The following is an 18,047-nucleotide window of genomic DNA, read 5'->3' as shown; positions in this document are numbered from 1 at the left end:
CGTTAAAACCAATATTAGGATTGTAGATTGACCGCATCTTGAATCGCTTGTTTCATATCATCAGGAATAAACACGGCATACATCCCGCGCAGATCACCTACATGCAAGTTGTAGGCTAAATCTTGGGGATAGTTATCTTTAACGAATTGAGGACGGTTTTCTTTTGTTCCATGACAGACCAAACAACTTGCTTCCACGTCAATGCGGCGATAATAGCGAGTTCCTGGCTGTCCATTTATCGTCTCTCGATCCCAAAGACCGATGAGTTCAGGTTCGCGCTCAAACTTTGCCAAGACGATCTGGGTGTGCAAGTTATCGGGAGCATGGGCAGGGTTGCGATATTTCTTCGCGATCTGCTTCACCTGCCAGCCATTCTCCTGGCTCAGTTGCATAGCTCGCATCCCCACTGGGCGGCAAACTTCCTGCATGGTTTGCATTGTGGGTTCTTCGGTGCGCCCTTCCAGAGAAGCAGCTAACCCAGAACGCATCACATCCAGATTTTCAATTTCTTGAACTGCGCGGGATAATTCACTCGGATTGGGAATGTTGGGAGCGGCTAGTGCCATTGTGGGTTTCCAACTGACTAGCAACAGACTGAAACTGATCGTGACAACTAGTTTGAGAATGGGGCTGATCATAGGCTGATGAAGGTTCTGCATTAATCCCTGAATCGGCTTTAACATAAAGCTCTCCTGATCCCTGACAAGCAGTTTTGGTGCAACGCCAACTAAAAGCGAAGGAAATAGATTGTTTTTTAGATCAAAAATTTTGTTTTTGCCGAAAAACGAGCTGTCTAATACAATTACGGTCAATAAGCTTGGTTGTCGGGGCAGCTAAATGCCGACATTGTGGAAAGTTTTGCCATCAAAGATTCAACATTTCTGCTGTAGCCCGTCATAACTAAAGCCATTAATACAAACTAAAACCTGCTCTACAAAGTTTCAAAAACGCTGTTATAGAGCTATACTCTTCCCAAAGAGTAAACAAATTTACAAAGTTGGGATGCCCTCTGTCACAGAATCGGCGAACTACTATTGTTGAACTACCACCTCTTGTGCATTACTAGCAGTTGTATCTTGCAAAGTCTTACCCTGAACAATGAACACCGAACAGGGTGCATGGTGAATTACATAGTTACTCACGCTATCTGATAACCATTCTCCTAAACCCGTCAAGCCACGACGACCCATCACAATCAAGTCGGCATCCCATATCTTAGCAAGCTGGCAAATAACTCCACCTGAATCGCCCAAGTTTTGTGTAAATTCAGTTGTGACATTGGCTGCGGCTGCTTTCTCTGCATAAGCACGCAAAAGTTTTAGGCTCCTTTCCTCTTGTGCTTCCCATTGTTTCCGGTGAGCTTCTGCCAATTCACTAGCTATTAGCGGCGAATAAAGCATTCCCATTGAAAAGGGTGCAAACCCACCCACAGCATCAGAAGATAAAACATGTAGCAGCATCAGTTTGGCTCCTGTGTCTTTCGCTAACTCCAGAGCTTCTTCAAACACTTGCTCACTGCCAGCGGAGTGATTGATCGCAACTAAAATCCGTTGATGCATTGGAATACTCCTTTAGTGAAGAATATAAAAAAGAAACCGGCGAATTCTCCAGATCTTTACGCCACCAATCCAAGCCGCAGTGCTTCCACCGCAAGTTGGGTTCGGCTACTAACTCCCATTTTGTTCAGCAGACTGCGGACATGGGTTTTAACCGTATCCACAGAAATTATCAAATGTTTGGCAATATCGAGATTGCTATATCCAGCCACAATTAGTTCCAACAAATAGGATCGCTATAGTTGCAAATTGAGTCTTGAAAATTTCGCACACACCACACTTTCATCAAAACTTGAAGTCTATTGCCATAGGTTAATCAGGAAGTCTAAGGACTTTCTGAGGACGTGGTACCGAAAGTACGCTGCGCGATCGGCCATCCGGCATGCTGCGTGATCGCAAATGCTTGCTTCAAGACACAGATTCAGCAGTCAGCAACGGCACCGTGACTGGTGGAGGCGGCGAATGATACAGTGTCTCGACCTTCTGTTTGAAATCGGTAAGATTTACAACGGTGGCGGGTTGTGGTAACAGAATTGAATAGGGTTTTTGACTCTGCCAGAGGGGAACTTGGCTGATGGTTTGTGCCAATAATCGTCGGTAAATTTCGCTCAAATGAGCCGCCACGATCGCCCAACCTAGAGTCGGATGCCAGCGACCAGCGGCATATTGTTGTAATCGCTGCACCCATTGCTCGCCTTGCAACACCTGTGCGATCGCTTCTGCCCAGACTGCTGGAGTGTTGGTGGCAACTCGTATTCCGGTTTCTTCGGGAATGACAGCGAATCTCGCACCGCCCAATTGTGAGGCAATAACAGGGCAACCCTGCGCGATCGCCTGCAGAGCTTTGTCAGCAAAGGGTTCATTCCAGTTAGCAAGCACACAGACATTCGCAGCACGATAGTAACGTTCAAAACCTTCAGATGCACAAGGTACTGACCAGTAAACATCATGCAACTTGAGCTGGGCAATTTTGCGTTGAATGGCGGAACGTATTGCAGCGGCATCATCTACTAAATTCAAAGTATCTGGAAGCCATACCCACTGATGTCTTCGGAAGCGATGGGGATTGGTCGTCGAGAGTTGATTCAGGTGAATGGCGACTTCAAGCCAGCGATCAACTTGCTGAATCCCTTGATTTGTGGATCGAGGAGATGGGGCAACCCATAAAATAACCGCGTCAGAGGCAGAATATCCTAACTCACACTTGGCTTCTACGTTGGATAGGTGACGCAATTTTTCGAATAAGGAGGATTGAAAATTGCGAGAAGTCGATTCATCATTGGCAGTGAGTCCAATGATTTCATCTGCATGTCGCCAGATTTCCCAAGCCACATAAGCTGAGGGATAACCACTGGTTTGCCGAGCAATTTCAAGTCCCTCTTGACTCCACAACTTGTCATATTGCCAATGAGAATGAATCCACTGAATGTTCTCTGACTGTTTCAGTTGCAATCCTACTTGACCTGCTAAACCATTCCAGGTGTGAATCAGCGGATAGTTTCGTCCTTCTTGAAGGGCAAATTTGCAAAACTGCTGCACAAATTGAGCAACATCTGGTGTGTCAAGGTAAATTTTGCAATGATTCGGTGAGTGCTGAACGGTCATCCAGTGATTTGCTAACTGATTACCTTCCCCGTTGCCAATTTTTCCAACAAATTGATCGACCTGCCACCCTGCCTTTGCCAGGGCTGACGCAAGTTGAGTAATCTGTTGGTGGATGTGTTGGGTATCGTTTGGCGCGATCGCGCCTTGAGTGAATCCAGAGCTTGAAGGCTGTTGATTTGGCTCAATGATCAATAGGGCGATCGCTTGCCGAGGGGGATGATATACCATATCGTCACCTCCATTAGCTGTATGCTCTAGGCTGCAATCATGGGAGCTTTCTGATAGCCATTAGGCTGATAACTCTTGGCCAATACGTCCCGATAAACTGCTTCATAGCCATCCACCATTGACTGAACGCTAAAATGCTGCTCAACATGCCGACGGCACACTCGACGGTCAATGGCAGGCACTCGATCGATCGCTGCAATACACTCATCAATGGTTTGACAGAGAAAGCCTGTTTTGCCGTGAACAATCACTTCTGGAGCCGAACCCATTGCCATTGCAATGACAGGAGTACCACACACCATTGATTCGGTCATCACCAAACCAAAGGGTTCCCGCCAGGTAATAGGGAACAGGGTCGCTACGGCTCCTCCCATGAGGTCGCTTTTCTGAGCATGATTCGCTTCACTCAGAAACTCAATTCGTTGACCATCAATCAGCGGTGCTACTTGCTGTTCAAAAAAATCTTGATCAGCGCGATCAACCTTTCCTGCCATTTTCAAATGCCAACTACTGCGTTTGGCAATTTCAATTGCTAAATGGGGACCTTTTTCCGGTGACATCCGCCCCAGAAATGCCAGATAGGGTGGATTGTCTGGCTGAGGATGGAAAACATAGTTACTTGGATCAATGCCGTTATAGACTGTGGCAATGTAATTTAAACCCAGATCATCTCGACGCTGGGAATTGGAAATACTGACAAAATTCTGGTGTTTATTTTTGATGTAAATTGGCTCAACCCAGGGTGGAATAATGCCGTGAGTGGTATGCACGGTTGGTGTTTTTACCAAATTGGCGTAAGGGAAGGCTTGAAAATCAACGTGGGAATGAATAATGTCAAAGTCGCTGGCATTTTCGTAAACTTTGCTCAGTTGTAAGGCGTCATAAACCTGGGCCTCTTGCGGCGTTGCTTCCATCAAGCGTAAGGGCTGAATTGCTCCAGGTTCCAGCTTGGCGAGGGTGATTGAATCAGCCGTTGCAAACAGCGTGACTTCATGTCCGCGTCGAACCAGTTCATCGGTCAATAAACTTACCACTAATTCTGTACCACCGTAGCCTGGAGGGGGAACTCGCTCCCACAACGGAGCAATTTGTGCAATTCGCATAGTCTGCTCTCCTAGTTTTGATAGAGTGAAGCGCGATCAATCAAAGTGCGTTTGAGCAAATTTTGAATTAGGAGAAGCTCGTGCAGTGCATCTGAACCTTTCCGATTTGAAAAATTAGGATGGGAGCAAAAGCCCTGTCATTAGAACCATCGCCCACGTAGAGGTCGCAATGACTAAACATCAGCCTGCGGCTTATTCGGCTAGAATCATGCCAAAGGGAAGAAGTGCGTTAAGCGTTGTTGGCTTAATGCAATTGACAGGTAAAACCTATCCTGAAAAAATGTAGAAATTCTGAAGCAATGATTTGTTGTGTTTATTTCTCTTTGCGTTAGACAGACCAATTCAAGCAAGCCGCAACTTCTCGATGCAGGGTCAACGGGTTAAAGGGTTTACCAATCAAGCCTTTGATTCCCATTACTTCATACTGCTTAACGTCCAAAGAGTCGGCTTTAGCCGTTAATAAAACCACGGGAATCGATCGCGTTTCTGGCTGAAGCAGCAGAGCATTGAGAAACTGGTAGCCATCCATTCCTGGCATCATCACATCCAGAACGATCGCATCGGGATGCTCTGTTCTAGCTTTCCGTAATCCCTCTTCTCCAGACTCTGCCACAATCACTGTCCAGTGAGCAATTTTTTCCAGACAGGTTTGCACAACGCGCCGCACGTCAAACTCATCATCGACAAACAGAATGCGCCTTGCGGTTTGAATGGTTGTTGCTGAGGAATCAATCATTGAATCATTGTTTGTTGCCGCATCGATCTGAGATTTGAGCACACCACTACACTTCTGGCGTGAGAGGTTTTATCCCAACTTCCTTTAAATTGATACTGAAGTTGTAATGTGCAGGCTTAATCGTTCAAGTGTATCAATTTTGGCGTTTCTCTTTTGGTAGCACTTAAACGATCCGCCTTACTTGAGATAACTGCAAAGCTCTCTACCATGAAGTTTCTCCCTAAACAAGCTAGAGTTTAAGTAAATAGGCTCCGCACCCTGGAAGATAGACAGTAATCAGTGCAGGTTTTGCTCCCAATTAAAAACCAAAATTCTAAGGAAACACTGAGAGGAGTTGAGGTTTCAGGTTGACTTGATTGCGTAGGGGGATGTACTGCGTTTTGCGGAGACAGGAATGGTTTGCTACAAACCCTTTTACCAGTGGAGTTGGGTACAGATTTGATCGGCGAGTTGCAGGACGCTAAAGGGTTTGAGGATGACCCCTGCAATGTTGTCAGCACCATCGCCACCCAACTCGTCTGTGGAGGTGGGGTCGGCGGGGTTACTGGCTGTGAAAAGAATCACGGGAATTGATCGCGTTACTATATTCGTTTTCAGGGTTTGCCGCCACTCCAAGCCATTGCCATCCGGTAGGCTCAGGTCGAGTAAGATCAGATCCAGTGGTTGGGTTTGGGCAATGGTGAAGCCGTCCTGTCCGGTATAAGCGGTCAAGATTGTCCAGCCCTTGAGGCGTTCTAGGGTGACTTTGACAATGCGACAGAGATCGGGTTCATCATCAATCAATAAGATGCAGCGATTTAGATTGGAATTAGACATAAGATACTGCTTTGAGGATAGGCAGAGTGTTGCCCATACACATGACAGGGTTAAAACTGAAGCGATCGCCCTCAACGGGTTGTGCGATCGTTGCCAACAACGGGGTACCGACAACGTGCTGTTGATTCCTGCCACGTCTGGGCTGAAGTGCTGCACCCAGGCGTTTAATCTAAACGCAATTGCAATGAATAACGGCAGCCCCGTCGTACTCGTCCTGAGCGATCAAAACATGAGTCACGAAACGGGCATCACTCCAAGTTTTTATCTTGGCAGGCAGTGAAATCTTTTGAAAATACGGCATTCTTGACAAAATAGAGCGTATTTCACGCCAGGCTCCTAAACTGAACGTTCTACCTTAAAGAACCTTCCCTCTTCCTGATGCTCTGGATGGGGCAGTGTGAAATAAAATGTACTACCCTTGCCCAGTGCGCTTTCTGCCCAGATGCGCCCGCCATTTTGTTGCACAATCCGGCGACAGATGGCCAGTCCTAGTCCGGTTCCGCCTTTTTGGCGAGAGTCAGAGGCATCAACCTGCTGGAAGCGGCCAAAGATGGTTTGTAACTTGTCTGCTGGGATGCCGCGCCCTTGATCGATGACCGCAAACTGGATGATAGACTCGGAGGCGATCGCCTCTGCTGTGACAGCGATCGCTGTTTGGGGAGGAGAGAACTTGATGGCATTGTTGACCAAGTTGACCAGAACCTGCACTAGCCAATCGGGGTCAGCCCAGATCCAGAGATCGTTAGGTACAGTTGCCTCTAGGTGAATTTGATGAGCAGTAGCGAGGGCTTCAACGCTGGAAAAGGCTTGCTGTACCAGGGAAACCGCCGGACACCACTGATATTTCAAATCCACCTGTCCCGATTCCAGACGATTGAGTGCCAGAATGTCGTTGACCAGTCTCACCAACCGCTCGATGTTGTTATTGGCAATGCTCACCATCTCTTTAGCAGTTTGGGGATCATCGTCCAAGATGCCTTCGGCCACCAATCCCAAAGCACCGCGAATTGAAGATAGTGGTGTGCGAATTTCGTGGCTGATGATAGAGATAAATTCTCGCTTGAGTCGCTCTAGTTCGCGCTGCCGGGTGACATCCCGTAGCACGATTAATCCCCCGGTTACGGTTGTGCTGCCGTTGTGCAAGGGCGAGTAGTGGGCTTCAAGAAATTGGATCTGCCCAGTTTGGGGATGGAAGTAGGAAAAGTCGAACGCCGTCACCGTATCTGCCGTGCCCAGAGGCAGGTGCTGAAGGGTAGCGTCTGGAACAAGGGAACGAAAGAGATCCATCTCACATTGCCCAATGGCGCGATCGCGGGGAATGCCCGTTAGGGTTTCCATTGCGGGATTCCAGAAGGTGCAGATACCCGTTTCATCAAACGCAGCAATGCCGTCTTTGCTGCTGTTGATGAGATGAAGCGAGCGATCGCGTTCCTGCCGCAGTGCATCCCGCAATTGCACCTGAGTGGTAACATCTCGTCCTTCGGCAATTAGCCACATCACCTGCTTTGATTGAGCCGAATGGACAGGTTTCACGGAGACATCAAAGGTATGGGGCTGCCCAATGGCGCTGTTGAAGGTGACTTCAGTGCGAAAGAAGTGCCCCGCCGCTGCCTGACTGACTGCTGTTTTGGCAGTTTCAGTTAATTCTGAACTTTGCTGCCAGAGGGAAAATTCCCAGAAAGGCTTGCCCAGTATTTCTTCCCGTGTCACTTGAGCAAAGATGAGGGGGGCTTGGTTAACTTCAATCAGTGTCCCCTCTGGAGTTAGCAGTCCGGCAAATTCGTCGAGTTCATCAAACACAGACTGAAACTTGTGTTCGCTGCGGCGGAGATTGGCTTCAGCTTGGTGTCGTTTTCTGGCTTCCCGTCGCAGTAGGGCATAGATGGTCGCCAGGGATACCAGACTTAAGCCATAGGCGATCGCTAGAATATGGTTTGCCGTGCGCGTCAGGCGGGCAGTGACGGCGATGCGCTGTTCCAGCAACTGTTGCTCGGTGGTGGACATCTGGTTGAGCAGGGCAAAGATTTGTCGCTGGAGGCGATCAGACGTTTGAATCACAGAGGAGATTCGCGCTTCAGATTGATTCTCCGTTAGGGATGGCTCCACCTGAGACTGATGGAGTGCCTGATACTGCTGCCAGAGAGTGTTGATTTCTTGTAGGCGAGTTTGCTGGGTAGGGTTGTCTGCCGTCAACTGCTGTAGTTGCGCCAGGGCTTGCTGCGTCTGTTGCACACTGGTTTGATAGTCTTGCAAAAAGATCTTAGAGTTAGACTCGATGCCCTGGGTCAACCGATAGCCTCGCTGCGCTTTCGCTGTGCCGTTCAGGTTGGTTTTTGTCTGCTCCAGGGTCAGCAACAGGTTGTAGGTATGTTGCACTTGTTTTTGGATGGCTTGCCACTCGCGGGCATTGAGGAGGGCCACAACGCCGGTACTGCCCAGAAGCAAAATCGCAACGAGCAATCCCATATTCACCAATCGCTTCTGAAGATGAAACCGACCCTCAGACAAAATGTTGCTCCTGGAATGGGCGGGTTTTTCTTCCATAGTTTAGCACTGAAGTGCTGACTACAAGCTATCCCAGCGTATGCTAAAGATTGTGGCTTAGGGCCACAGAGATACTGAGGGTACGGAGGAGTGGCTCTGTATCTCTATGGTGAAATTTCAGGTTATGGAGTCCTCTACCCAGTTAGGAGGTGTTTTGCTTGGCAGCGTTAATATCTGTTTTACTGACCATTACTCTGTCGCTATTGATCACTCGGATTGCCGCTGAAGCATTGACCTTGACTGGGCTATCTCGCGAGGCGGCTAAATTTCAAGCCCATTCTGCCATCACAGGTTCGGGTTTCACCACCAGTGAATCTGAGTTGGTGGTTGCTCACCCTGTACGCCGCCGTATTTTGATGTGGCTGATGCTGTTGGGTAATGCTGGGCTGATTACGGTGATTTCTTCGCTGGTGTTGACGTTTATTAATGTGGCAGGGCCGCGCGAGTGGCTGCCTCGGCTGGGGTTGCTTTTGCTGGGAATTGCGGTGCTGTGGGTGCTGGCAACGAATCGCTGGGTCAGTCGTTTGCTCTCGCATTGGGTGGAGTGGGCACTGCGGCGCTGGACTCATTTAGACGCGCGAGATTATGCCAGCCTGCTGCGTCTTGCGGAAGATTATGGGGTGATGGAATTGCAAATTGACCCCGACGATTGGCTGGCAGACAAGCCGTTGCAGGAAACTGATCTGTATCAGGAGGGGATGCTGGTGCTAGGAATTCAGCGGTTTGATGGAGCATACATTGGGGCACCTCAGGGTTCGACGGTGATTCATCCTGGGGATGTAGTGATTTTGTATGGTCGCCTGGATGCCTTCAGTGAGTTAGATTCTCGAAAAGCAGGGAGTGCGGGAGATCAGGCGCATCAGGAGGCGATCGCCCATCATCAAGAGCAGATGCGTCTAGAGTTGGAGCATCAGAATTCGACGCGGATGGGTAGGTAACTAACTCGTGTGGAGTCTCACTCAGAGTCTCGTATATTCAGCCTACCTTAAAATGGGCATCCCTTCCAGAGCACTCGTGCGTCCCAGGCGTTGTAAGATTCGCTGAATTAAATCAGCTTCGGCGATCGGCTTGAGGACGTAATCATCGGCTCCGACTGACAGGGCTTTATGCAACGTATTGGCATCGGCATGGGCAGACAGAAATAGGATAGGCAGTGCGTACCAATGGGCATCGCAACGAACCACTCGGCACAGGTCAATGCCGCTATATTCGGGCATGGACACATCTAGCAGTAGCAGATCGGGGCGGGTTGTTTGCAGCACCGACCAAAACTGGCTGGGATCGCTCAGCCCGGTGACTTGAAACCCCCAGGGTTGCAGTTGCGTCTGCAATCGTGTCAGCAGGTCGGGATCGTCATCTACAATCAGCAGCTTGGCGGTGATGGGATCAAAGCGGTGCAGCAGGCGATGAATGACGCGCCATATATCGCTGGGAGATGCAGGTTTTTGCAAGTAGGCATCGGCTCCCAAACGGGCAACGGTGATGCGATCGCGCAGCGTCTTTGAAGGAGAATCGCGCAACCTATCTTGCTGGGTCAAAATCAGGACGGGCGTAGGTCCCAGGCGTTTGATCTGGGTTAGGAGGGTGAGTCCTGTTTTCTGGGTATCTGGGAAGTCTAGATCGAGAATAATGGCATCGGGCGTTTGGGTCAAAAGCTGCTGACGGGCACTGGTGAGGTCGGTGGCTGTGTCCAGATGACATCCCCAATTGGGTGCTGCGGTTTGGAGTGGTTGTAAGAGGGTTAGATTAGGGGCAATCGCCAAAATCCGGTGGGTCAGCGGCGGTTGAGATGCTGTTGAGCTTGCAGGAGCCTTGGCGAAGAAAGGTTGGGTGGTGGCTTGCCGCAGTTGCTGTAACAAGCTGGTTAATTGAAGGGCGATCGCAGATTGAGGCGCAGCAAACCCTTGCTCGATGTGTCGCGCTAGTATTGCTGCCTCTGGTTGTCCATAAGCGCTGAGGGAACCGATCAACCGATGAGCAGTGGACTGGGCCTGCTGCTGTTGTGTTGGGGTTAGCGTTTGGTTGGCTAAGTGGCTGCTTGCTTTTTCCAGTAGGCTTAACTGCTCCTGGAGTCGTCCTTGAAACTCCTGCCACATTTGCCTAATGGCGGCGATCGCCTCCTGTTTTCCAATGTCAAGTTCCGGGGAGGGCGGATCCGGTTGCCAGGCTCGTAAGCGATAGCCCAGTCCATATAGCGTTTCGATCGGGTCGGTGGGCAGTCCGGCGGCTTCTAGCTTGCGGCGCAGTCCCCGGATTTGGGTGGTCACAGCTTCTTCCCCTGGGCATTCGTCAATTGACCAGGCGTGATCAAGCAATGCTTTGCGATCAAAAACCCGGTGAGGATAGCGCAAAAAGAGTTCCAGCAACCGGTATTCTTTGGGGGTCAGCTTAATGGGATTGCCCTGATAGGTGACTCTGCAAGCTTGAGGATCGACCTGCAACGCTCCCCAGGTCAGGGTTTCAGTAATAGGGGTCTGTCCTCGTCGCAGCAAGGTCCGAATTCGCGCCAGCAATTCTGCTGAATCGTAGGGTTTGGTGAGATAGTCATCTGCTCCTGCTTCTAACCCAGCCACGCGATCGCCCACTGCATCCTTCGCCGTCAAGAGCAAAATCGGGATAGTTTGCTGCTGTTGCCGAATCGTGCGGCAGAGGGAAATACCATCTGCATCAGGCAATATCACATCCAGCACAATTAAATCGTAGGGAACTGTTTGGAGCAGTGCCAGTGCCGTCTGAGCATCCGGCGCAACATCCACCGTCAATTGCTGAGCAGTCAGTACAGCGCTCAGAACAGAAGTTGTTTCGCGATCGTCATCGATAATCAATAGTTTCATCGTTCTGCCGCCACCCTACCACCCTTTATCTCCATTTTCCTACGATCAAACCAAGCAATGATTCACTTCCCCTTCAATCTAATAATTAGCGAGGCAAATTCAGCCAATCCTCAGAAAGTCCTCAGATTTTTTCCCTATTTTTAATTTGAATCTTCAGTGCAGAACTCCAGGAAATCCTATTTCTGCTTTTCTGGGTTCAGCACCATGGCAGATTCAGCATTTGTAGTTTGTAGTAACGACTTCAGTCGTGACAGGCTAAAGCCTGCACTACAAACTCAGCGAATCCTGTCCCCAGTAGTGGACTACCTGCCTAAAGCTTCAAGCATTCAGCGTAAACAACCCGCTGGATACAGTTCATTCGACCGCATAAACAACATTGCAAGTATCGACATTACAGGAGGTAAATTCCTATGGCACTCGTTCGTTGGGAACCGTTTCGGGAAATTGATACATTGCAACGGCAGATGAATCGCCTGTTTGACGAGATCATGCCAACCGCCCGCGAAACTGGAAATAGCATTACCTTTGTGCCCGCAGCCGAAATGGAGGAAACTTCCGATGCGATTCATCTTAAGCTAGAAGTCCCAGGTATGGATGCGAAAGATCTAGATGTGCAAGTATCAGCAGACTCTGTTTCAATTACGGGCGAACGGAAGTCAGAAACAAAAACGGAAGAAAAAGGAATGACTCGCACAGAATTTCGCTACGGCAAGTTCCAGCGTATAATTCCATTACCTGCGCGGGTACAGAATACCAATGTTCAGGCTGAGTACAAAGATGGCATTCTAAAACTCACCTTACCGAAGGCTGAAGAAGAAAAGAACAAGGTTGTGAAAGTGAACCTGGGTTAATCTAAAGCACTCAATCCTGAGTGATTTGTTCATTGATTGCACAAAGGGGATCGGAAACAGGAACTTCTTGCATCTGGAAAACCGATTCCCTTTAATCTGAAATCAGTTCTACACTCCTTTTATAGAGTGGTTCTCTAGGCATCAATTTACAGGATCTATTGCTTAGAGAAGGCTTAGTGAAGAGAAATTGCAGCTAAAACTCCAACTAAAGGCCACCAGAGTCTAGCTACCTTACGAAATCTGTTCAGTTCGTAATCGCAACTTTAGTCACCCCAAAAAACTAAAGTCAGGCTCTTCAGGTCCCCGTTGATCGTGCCATAAACCGTTTTAGGACATTTGGAATAGTGGAGGAAACAAACGATGGCAAAAGTCGTTGGCATCGATTTAGGAACAACAAACTCCTGCGTGGCAGTGATGGAAGCAGGACAACCCGTTGTCATTGCTAATGCCGAAGGCAGCCGAACCACGCCATCGGTTGTAGCATTCACCAAAACAGGCGACAAGCTCGTTGGACAAATTGCCCGACGGCAGGGGGTGATGAACCCAGACAATACTTTTTACTCGGTTAAACGATTTATTGGACGCAAGTATGATGAAGTCACCGAGGAAGCCAAACAGGTTTCCTACAAGGTTTTGCGAGACAGCAATGGCAATGTCAAACTTGACTGCCCAATTTTGAAAAAGCAATTTGCACCAGAAGAAATCTCCGCTGAAGTGCTGCGCAAACTGGTGAATGATGCCAGCAAGTATTTAGGTGAACCCGTTACACAAGCAGTGATTACCGTTCCAGCGTACTTCAACGACTCGCAACGGCAAGCTACCAAAGATGCCGGACGGATTGCAGGCATTGAAGTTCTACGCATCATCAACGAACCGACGGCGGCAGCACTGGCCTATGGGTTGGATAAGAAAAGTAATGAAACCATCCTGGTGTTTGACCTGGGGGGCGGCACGTTTGATGTCTCCATTTTGGAAGTGGGCGATGGCGTGTTCGAGGTTAAATCCACTAGTGGTGACACCCACCTGGGAGGCGATGACTTCGATAAAAAGATCGTGGATTGGCTTGCCACTGAATTTCAGCGCAATGAGGGCGTTGATTTGCGTAAAGACAAGCAAGCCTTGCAACGGCTGACGGAGGCAGCAGAAAAAGCCAAGATTGAACTCTCAGGAGCCACTCAAAGTCAAATTAATTTACCCTTTATCACCGCCACCCAGGATGGTCCCAAGCACCTGGATGTGACGCTGACGCGATCGCAGTTTGAGCAATTGTGTAGTGATCTGCTCGATCGCTGCCGCAAACCTGTAGATCAAGCTCTCCGTGATGCTAAGCTAACGGCGTCTGACATTGATGAAGTCGTGCTGGTGGGTGGTTCGACTCGCATTCCGGCGGTGCAGCAATTAGTCCGGCAAATGACTGGAAAAGAACCGTGTCAGGGCGTGAACCCGGATGAGGTTGTTGCTGTGGGTGCTGCCATCCAAGCGGGTGTATTGGCAGGCGATGTTAAAGACGTGTTGCTATTGGATGTCACACCACTGTCACTAGGGGTAGAAACCCTGGGTGGCGTGATGACCAAAATTATTCCTCGCAACACCACTATTCCAGTGAAAAAATCGGAAGTCTTCTCCACTGCTGCTGATGGCCAAACCAATGTGGAAATCCACGTCTTGCAAGGGGAGCGGGAGCTGGCAGCGGACAACAAGAGCTTGGGAACCTTCCGACTCGACGGCATTCCTCCCGCACCGCGTGGTGTACCCCAAATTGAAGTCACCTTTGACATTGATGCGAACGGCATTCTCTCTGTCTCTGCTAAAGACAAAGCCAGTGGCAAAGAGCAATCAATTACTATCACTGGGGCTTCGACACTCGATAAATCCGAGGTCGAGAAGATGGTGAAAGAAGCCGAACGCAACGCCGAAGCCGATCGCCGCCGCCGCGAACAAATTGATACCAAAAACACTGCTGATTCAGTTGCTTATCAAGCCGAGAAGCAACTCAAAGACTTGGGCGACAAAGTCCCCGCCGCAGACAAAACTCGTATGGAAGGGATGATTCAAGACTTGCGAACCGCGATCGAGCAAGAAAACTACGATCGGATGAAATCCCTCACCAACGACATTCAGCAGGCACTCATGCAAATTGGCAGCGCGGTCTATTCCCAAGCCAGTGGCGGCACCGCAGACGGTGGCAGTTCCACTAGCAGCAGCGGTGAAGATGTTATCGACGCTGACTTTGTAGACCAGCAATAACTCCAACACCACAGAGGTATCAAAAAAACTCAGTGCCCTCCGTGCCTCTGTGGTTCATTCTCTTAATATCTAAAACTACCAGGAGTGATAATCATGACTTCAGCATTTGCTAAGCCCCCAGAAAAGTGCGTTTCCGCTGCCTTCAAAGATGAAAAAAAGTTACAGGATGCTGTCCAACGCCTGCTTGATCGCGGTGTGCCCAAAGAGCGTATCTCCATTATTGGACGCAACTTCCAATCGGAAGCCCGTATTACTGGTTTTTTGACCAAAAAGGACGTAATCTTGGATGGTCTGGCCAGCGGTGCGCTGTATGGTTCCCTATTTGGCTCCGTTTTAAGCCTACTTACTGGGGTCGGTGTGCTGTTTATTCCCTTTTTAGGTGCAGTCGTAGCAGCAGGACCACTCGGTGCGGCTTTACTGGGAGCGACTAGTGGTGCCCTCTACGGGGCGCTGGGTGCAGGGTTAGGATCTGCTCTCATCTCATTGGGAATGCCCCAAGACAAGGCTGCCATTTATCAAACGCGCGTGCAGGCGGGTGAATTTTTACTGGTCGTAGAAGTTCCCGAAGAAAAATCAGGCGAGATCTTCCTGCTCTTACAAAGTGCAGGAGGTGAAGAAGTTGCCATTACAGATATGCAGTTGCCCCATGAGCCAGAAGGCGAATTGACGGGCAGTGACCAAATTTCGCCAGAGATCAAGGCGGATTTGTCAGAAGAGGCACAGCAAACCTTTGTGGAAACCTATAACCAGTCCCTCAGCGAATCTCCAGAGAAAACCAATGCTTTAAAAACAGCCTGGGAGCGCATCAAGCAATTATTCGATCGCGACGACAAGGGCATCTTTTCTAAACGCAAAGCAAGTTAGCTTCCCTGGGGTTCGACTCAATACCAACTGGATCAATTCCAAACGGCTCCTTACTTGACTTGATGGGAAACAGACAATGAATGCTGACACAGCAGATGAAATTCAACAAAGCTCAAGCTGGTCAATTGCATTAGGTGTTGTGATGGTTCTGCTGGGGGTTGGAGCAATTTTAGAACCGTTCGTTGCCACGATCGCAGTGGCGATCGCGCTGACCTGGTTTTTGTTAATTGTAGGTATTGTTCGGATCGTTCAGGCAGTTCAATCCCGCAGACAAAAAGGCTTCTGGCTCAAGCTACTGGTTGGGCTTTTCTATGTCCTCGCCTGGATTTTGCTGATTACTAATGTTTTTGGAGCGGCCCTCACCTTTACCCTCGTCCTAGGAAGCCTCATTTTGGTTGAGGGGATCTTAGAGGTGATTGCCGCATTTAAAGTGCGCCCAGACGGTAACTGGATTTGGCTATTGTTCAGTGGCATCCTGTCCATAATTCTGAGCGTCTTAATTCTGTATCAATGGCCCAGCAGTGCAACTTGGTTACTGGGAGTCTACGCAGGAACTAGTTTTTTGTTTACCGGAATCTGGATGATTATGCTGCCTCTGGCAGTTCGCAAGCAGATCAGCTAGGAGGCAATCATTCATGATAATTTGAGGCAAGAACTTGCCTCCCTCTCACTCTGGAACGCTTCAAGAAGTAAGTTACAACTAATAGGAGATTTGCTCATGACTCTTGCAAACATCATTCAGTCTGACGTTCAAGCTCATCAGGAGATTGAGAAGGAAAGACAGGAGGCAACAACTGAAGCTGAAAAGCGTGTCGATCAGGAAGCAATCGCGGCGATCGCCGAAACTCGCAATGCCATCACCGCAATCGATGAGGGTAAAACCCCAGATGCCATCCAAGCCCTAGAACGGGCAACTGGAAAGCTAGATATTCTGCTGGCACGGTATCCTAACCTCTCGCTTATCCCAATCTCGTCTCAAGTCACAGTCCTTGATTTGGCTCCGCTGGACTTTGACATCATTGCAGAAATTCGTGCTGCTGCGAAGGTCGCCACAGATGTCGATGATTTTCCCAATGCTCGTGCCCTATTGCATAACTTGACGAGCGAGATTCGCACAACCACAGTCAATTTGCCTTTAGAAACCTATCCAGATGCAATGAAAGAGGCAGCCCGATTGTTGGAGCGAGGACAGATTGATGAAGCGCGAACAGAGTTGAAACTGGCACTCTCAACTCTGGTTGTAACTGAACAATCTCGACCAATTCCATTGATCGTTGGACTTGCCAACTTAGTTGCAGCATCTGCACTTGCCAAAAACAAGTCGCAGAACATGACAGAGCAGGATCAGGATAAAATTTTGAAGTTGCTGAAAGAGAGTCGCACCCAACTCAATCGGGCAAAAGAATTGGGATATGTTAGCAGCAATACCGACTACAAAGAGTTGCAGCGGATGATTAAGGATATTGAGCGGCAAGTGAGAGCAAAGGACTCAACAGAAGGACCATTTGCCAAACTTCGGGAACAGTTCTCCAGTTTCCTAAAGCGGCGATCAGAGAAAGTCAGCAAGTCTGTACAAGAAGGTCAACAAGCCACAAATTCTCAAGCTAATTAACAGAGAAGAAAGCAGTTTTTTTATCCTCTACGTTCCTGTATCTTTGTTGAAAAATCATGAATCAACTTAATGTCCTGAAGAAGTTGCAGACTTTGGTGGTAGGTTTTTTAGTTTTCTGGCTATTACTCATCACTCCCACTTGGATGGCGAGTGCGGCTGCTATCTCTAATACGTCCAATCTTGAGAGCATCAATCAACCTGATTCCAGCCTTCAGCAAGAAATTGAAAAGGAAAAACAGGCAGCACTGGATGAGGCTGAGAGCCGTCTAGATCAAGAAGCGATCGCTGCCATAGAAGAAACACGCAAGGCGATCGCGGCAATTGCTGAGGGCAAAACTCAAGATGCATTACAAGCTCTAGAGCGGGCAACGGGCAAGCTAGATATACTTTTAGCCCGCTACCCTGAGTTAGGGTTGGTGCCAGCATTCACTCAAGTCGCTGTGATTGATGTCGCACCACTGGACTTAGATACCGTTCAACGTCTTCGGAATCAAATTAAAAGTGCCATTAATGCTGAAGATTTCCCAGCTGCGCGAGAACTACTCAACAATTTGATGAGTGAAATTCGCACCGTAACGTTCAACCTACCTCTCGCCACTTATCCAGATGCCATGAAACAGGCAGCGCGATTGCTAAACGAGAAACAAGCAGAAGCGGCAAAAGAGGTTTTGCAAAAGACACTTTCTACCTTAGTGATCACTGAACAAGCACGACCGATTCCATTGATTGAGGCTCACACAAAACTCCTTGGTGCTGTTGCTGTTGCCGATCTTGATCGAAGTGATGCTGGGCGACTCTTAGAAGACGCACGGAATTATCTACAACTGGCAAAAGAATTGGGATACGCCCGGCGCGATCCCGACTACGCTGAACTGGATCAAGCCATTAAAGATATCCAGCGACAATTGCGAGCAAACGAGAAAACTGCCAGCGCCTTCGCTAAACTACAAGACAAGTTCTCTAGCTTCTTTAATCGAGTTTCTGAGGTTAAGCAGGCTGCCTAAAAAGCGTGTTTAAAAATAAGCTCGCAAAGATTCGATTCTGAACTTTT

16 protein-coding genes are annotated in these 18,047 nt (G+C 48.8%); 7 read left to right on the top strand and 9 right to left on the bottom strand.

From position 1 onward, the window contains the following. Positions 1-14: 14 nt before the first annotated feature. The 8 genes from NIES1031_RS10710 to NIES1031_RS10675 all read right to left on the bottom strand — a co-directional run bounded on the left by NIES1031_RS10710 (position 15) and on the right by NIES1031_RS10675 (position 8,588). Positions 15-683 (bottom strand): Tll0287-like domain-containing protein, encoded by a 669-nt coding sequence (locus NIES1031_RS10710; protein ID WP_143167749.1) that lies wholly within the window; start codon positions 681-683, stop codon positions 15-17. Positions 684-1,031: 348 nt separating this feature from the next. Further along, positions 1,032-1,559: a universal stress protein gene (locus NIES1031_RS10705; RefSeq protein WP_073549371.1), complete on the bottom strand. Its 528-nt coding sequence runs from the start codon at positions 1,557-1,559 to the stop codon at positions 1,032-1,034. A gap of 56 nt (positions 1,560-1,615) precedes the next feature. Beyond that, positions 1,616-1,768 carry a LuxR C-terminal-related transcriptional regulator gene (locus NIES1031_RS10700; protein ID WP_407919491.1) on the bottom strand — a complete coding sequence of 51 codons (153 nt, stop codon included), beginning with the start codon at positions 1,766-1,768 and terminating at the stop codon, positions 1,616-1,618. Between the two features lie 196 nt (positions 1,769-1,964). Then, positions 1,965-3,389 carry a glycosyltransferase gene (locus NIES1031_RS10695; protein ID WP_073549370.1) on the bottom strand — a complete coding sequence of 475 codons (1,425 nt, stop codon included), beginning with the start codon at positions 3,387-3,389 and terminating at the stop codon, positions 1,965-1,967. Positions 3,390-3,415: 26 nt separating this feature from the next. After that, complete coding sequence (locus NIES1031_RS10690; RefSeq protein WP_073549369.1) at positions 3,416-4,492, bottom strand: glycosyltransferase family 4 protein; 1,077 nt, start codon at positions 4,490-4,492, stop codon at positions 3,416-3,418. Positions 4,493-4,820: 328 nt separating this feature from the next. Next, a complete protein-coding gene (locus tag NIES1031_RS10685; protein ID WP_236738798.1) occupies positions 4,821-5,270 on the bottom strand; it encodes a response regulator in 450 nt (149 codons plus the stop codon). A gap of 372 nt (positions 5,271-5,642) precedes the next feature. Next, entirely contained in the window at positions 5,643-6,044 is a 402-nt protein-coding gene (locus NIES1031_RS10680) for a response regulator (RefSeq protein ID WP_073549368.1), read from the bottom strand. Positions 6,045-6,380: 336 nt separating this feature from the next. Then, positions 6,381-8,588, bottom strand: coding sequence for an ATP-binding protein (locus tag NIES1031_RS10675; RefSeq protein ID WP_218596745.1), 2,208 nt, complete (start codon positions 8,586-8,588; stop codon positions 6,381-6,383). A 428-nt stretch (positions 8,589-9,016) separates the two neighbouring features. On the opposite strand from NIES1031_RS10675, the gene NIES1031_RS10670 reads away from it, so the two are divergent. Then, positions 9,017-9,526, top strand: a complete 510-nt coding sequence (locus NIES1031_RS10670) for a TrkA C-terminal domain-containing protein (protein WP_218596744.1) — start codon at positions 9,017-9,019, stop codon at positions 9,524-9,526. Positions 9,527-9,568: 42 nt separating this feature from the next. Here the strand turns inward: NIES1031_RS10670 and NIES1031_RS10665 are convergent, their stop codons facing one another. Next, the gene (locus NIES1031_RS10665; RefSeq protein ID WP_073549367.1) at positions 9,569-11,422 is read right to left on the bottom strand and encodes a response regulator; all 1,854 of its coding nucleotides are present in this window, start codon (positions 11,420-11,422) and stop codon (positions 9,569-9,571) included. Positions 11,423-11,832: 410 nt separating this feature from the next. Between NIES1031_RS10665 and NIES1031_RS10660 the strand changes: the two genes are divergently transcribed. The 6 genes from NIES1031_RS10660 (at position 11,833) to NIES1031_RS10635 (ending at position 18,000) form a co-directional block, all read left to right on the top strand. Then, the gene (locus tag NIES1031_RS10660; RefSeq protein ID WP_073549366.1) at positions 11,833-12,273 is read left to right on the top strand and encodes an Hsp20/alpha crystallin family protein; all 441 of its coding nucleotides are present in this window, start codon (positions 11,833-11,835) and stop codon (positions 12,271-12,273) included. Positions 12,274-12,633: 360 nt separating this feature from the next. Then, positions 12,634-14,520, top strand: coding sequence for a molecular chaperone DnaK (dnaK, locus tag NIES1031_RS10655; RefSeq protein WP_073549365.1), 1,887 nt, complete (start codon positions 12,634-12,636; stop codon positions 14,518-14,520). Positions 14,521-14,613: 93 nt separating this feature from the next. Further along, positions 14,614-15,384: a ChaB family protein gene (locus NIES1031_RS10650; RefSeq protein ID WP_009756729.1), complete on the top strand. Its 771-nt coding sequence runs from the start codon at positions 14,614-14,616 to the stop codon at positions 15,382-15,384. Between the two features lie 76 nt (positions 15,385-15,460). After that, on the top strand, positions 15,461-16,006 hold the full coding sequence (locus NIES1031_RS10645; RefSeq protein WP_073549364.1) for an HdeD family acid-resistance protein: 546 nt from the start codon (positions 15,461-15,463) through the stop codon (positions 16,004-16,006). A gap of 96 nt (positions 16,007-16,102) precedes the next feature. Beyond that, complete coding sequence (locus NIES1031_RS10640) at positions 16,103-16,996, top strand: YfdX family protein (RefSeq protein ID WP_073549363.1); 894 nt, start codon at positions 16,103-16,105, stop codon at positions 16,994-16,996. Positions 16,997-17,052: 56 nt separating this feature from the next. Beyond that, positions 17,053-18,000 (top strand): YfdX family protein, encoded by a 948-nt coding sequence (locus NIES1031_RS10635; RefSeq protein ID WP_009756726.1) that lies wholly within the window; start codon positions 17,053-17,055, stop codon positions 17,998-18,000. Positions 18,001-18,047 lie beyond the last annotated feature (47 nt).

This window comes from Chroogloeocystis siderophila 5.2 s.c.1 (genome assembly GCF_001904655.1).
In the GTDB taxonomy this organism is placed as follows: domain Bacteria; phylum Cyanobacteriota; class Cyanobacteriia; order Cyanobacteriales; family Chroococcidiopsidaceae; genus Chroogloeocystis; species Chroogloeocystis siderophila.
Note: the sequence above shows the minus strand (reverse complement) of the source record. Positions and strands in the feature narration are given on the sequence as shown.

Bases quoted from the DNA above. Each gene is read 5' to 3' on its own strand.
- NIES1031_RS10710 (WP_143167749.1), bottom strand. From the start codon at position 683: ATGTTAAAGCCGATTCAGGGATTAATGCAGAACCTTCATCAGCCTATG.
- NIES1031_RS10705 (WP_073549371.1), bottom strand. From the start codon at position 1,559: ATGCATCAACGGATTTTAGTTGCGATCAATCACTCCGCTGGCAGTGAG.
- NIES1031_RS10695 (WP_073549370.1), bottom strand. From the start codon at position 3,389: ATGGTATATCATCCCCCTCGGCAAGCGATCGCCCTATTGATCATTGAG.
- NIES1031_RS10690 (WP_073549369.1), bottom strand. From the start codon at position 4,492: ATGCGAATTGCACAAATTGCTCCGTTGTGGGAGCGAGTTCCCCCTCCA.
- NIES1031_RS10680 (WP_073549368.1), bottom strand. From the start codon at position 6,044: ATGTCTAATTCCAATCTAAATCGCTGCATCTTATTGATTGATGATGAA.
- NIES1031_RS10675 (WP_218596745.1), bottom strand. From the start codon at position 8,588: ATGGAAGAAAAACCCGCCCATTCCAGGAGCAACATTTTGTCTGAGGGT.
- NIES1031_RS10665 (WP_073549367.1), bottom strand. From the start codon at position 11,422: ATGAAACTATTGATTATCGATGACGATCGCGAAACAACTTCTGTTCTG.
- NIES1031_RS10660 (WP_073549366.1), top strand. From the start codon at position 11,833: ATGGCACTCGTTCGTTGGGAACCGTTTCGGGAAATTGATACATTGCAA.
- dnaK (WP_073549365.1), top strand. From the start codon at position 12,634: ATGGCAAAAGTCGTTGGCATCGATTTAGGAACAACAAACTCCTGCGTG.
- NIES1031_RS10650 (WP_009756729.1), top strand. From the start codon at position 14,614: ATGACTTCAGCATTTGCTAAGCCCCCAGAAAAGTGCGTTTCCGCTGCC.
- NIES1031_RS10645 (WP_073549364.1), top strand. From the start codon at position 15,461: ATGAATGCTGACACAGCAGATGAAATTCAACAAAGCTCAAGCTGGTCA.
- NIES1031_RS10640 (WP_073549363.1), top strand. From the start codon at position 16,103: ATGACTCTTGCAAACATCATTCAGTCTGACGTTCAAGCTCATCAGGAG.
- NIES1031_RS10635 (WP_009756726.1), top strand. From the start codon at position 17,053: ATGAATCAACTTAATGTCCTGAAGAAGTTGCAGACTTTGGTGGTAGGT.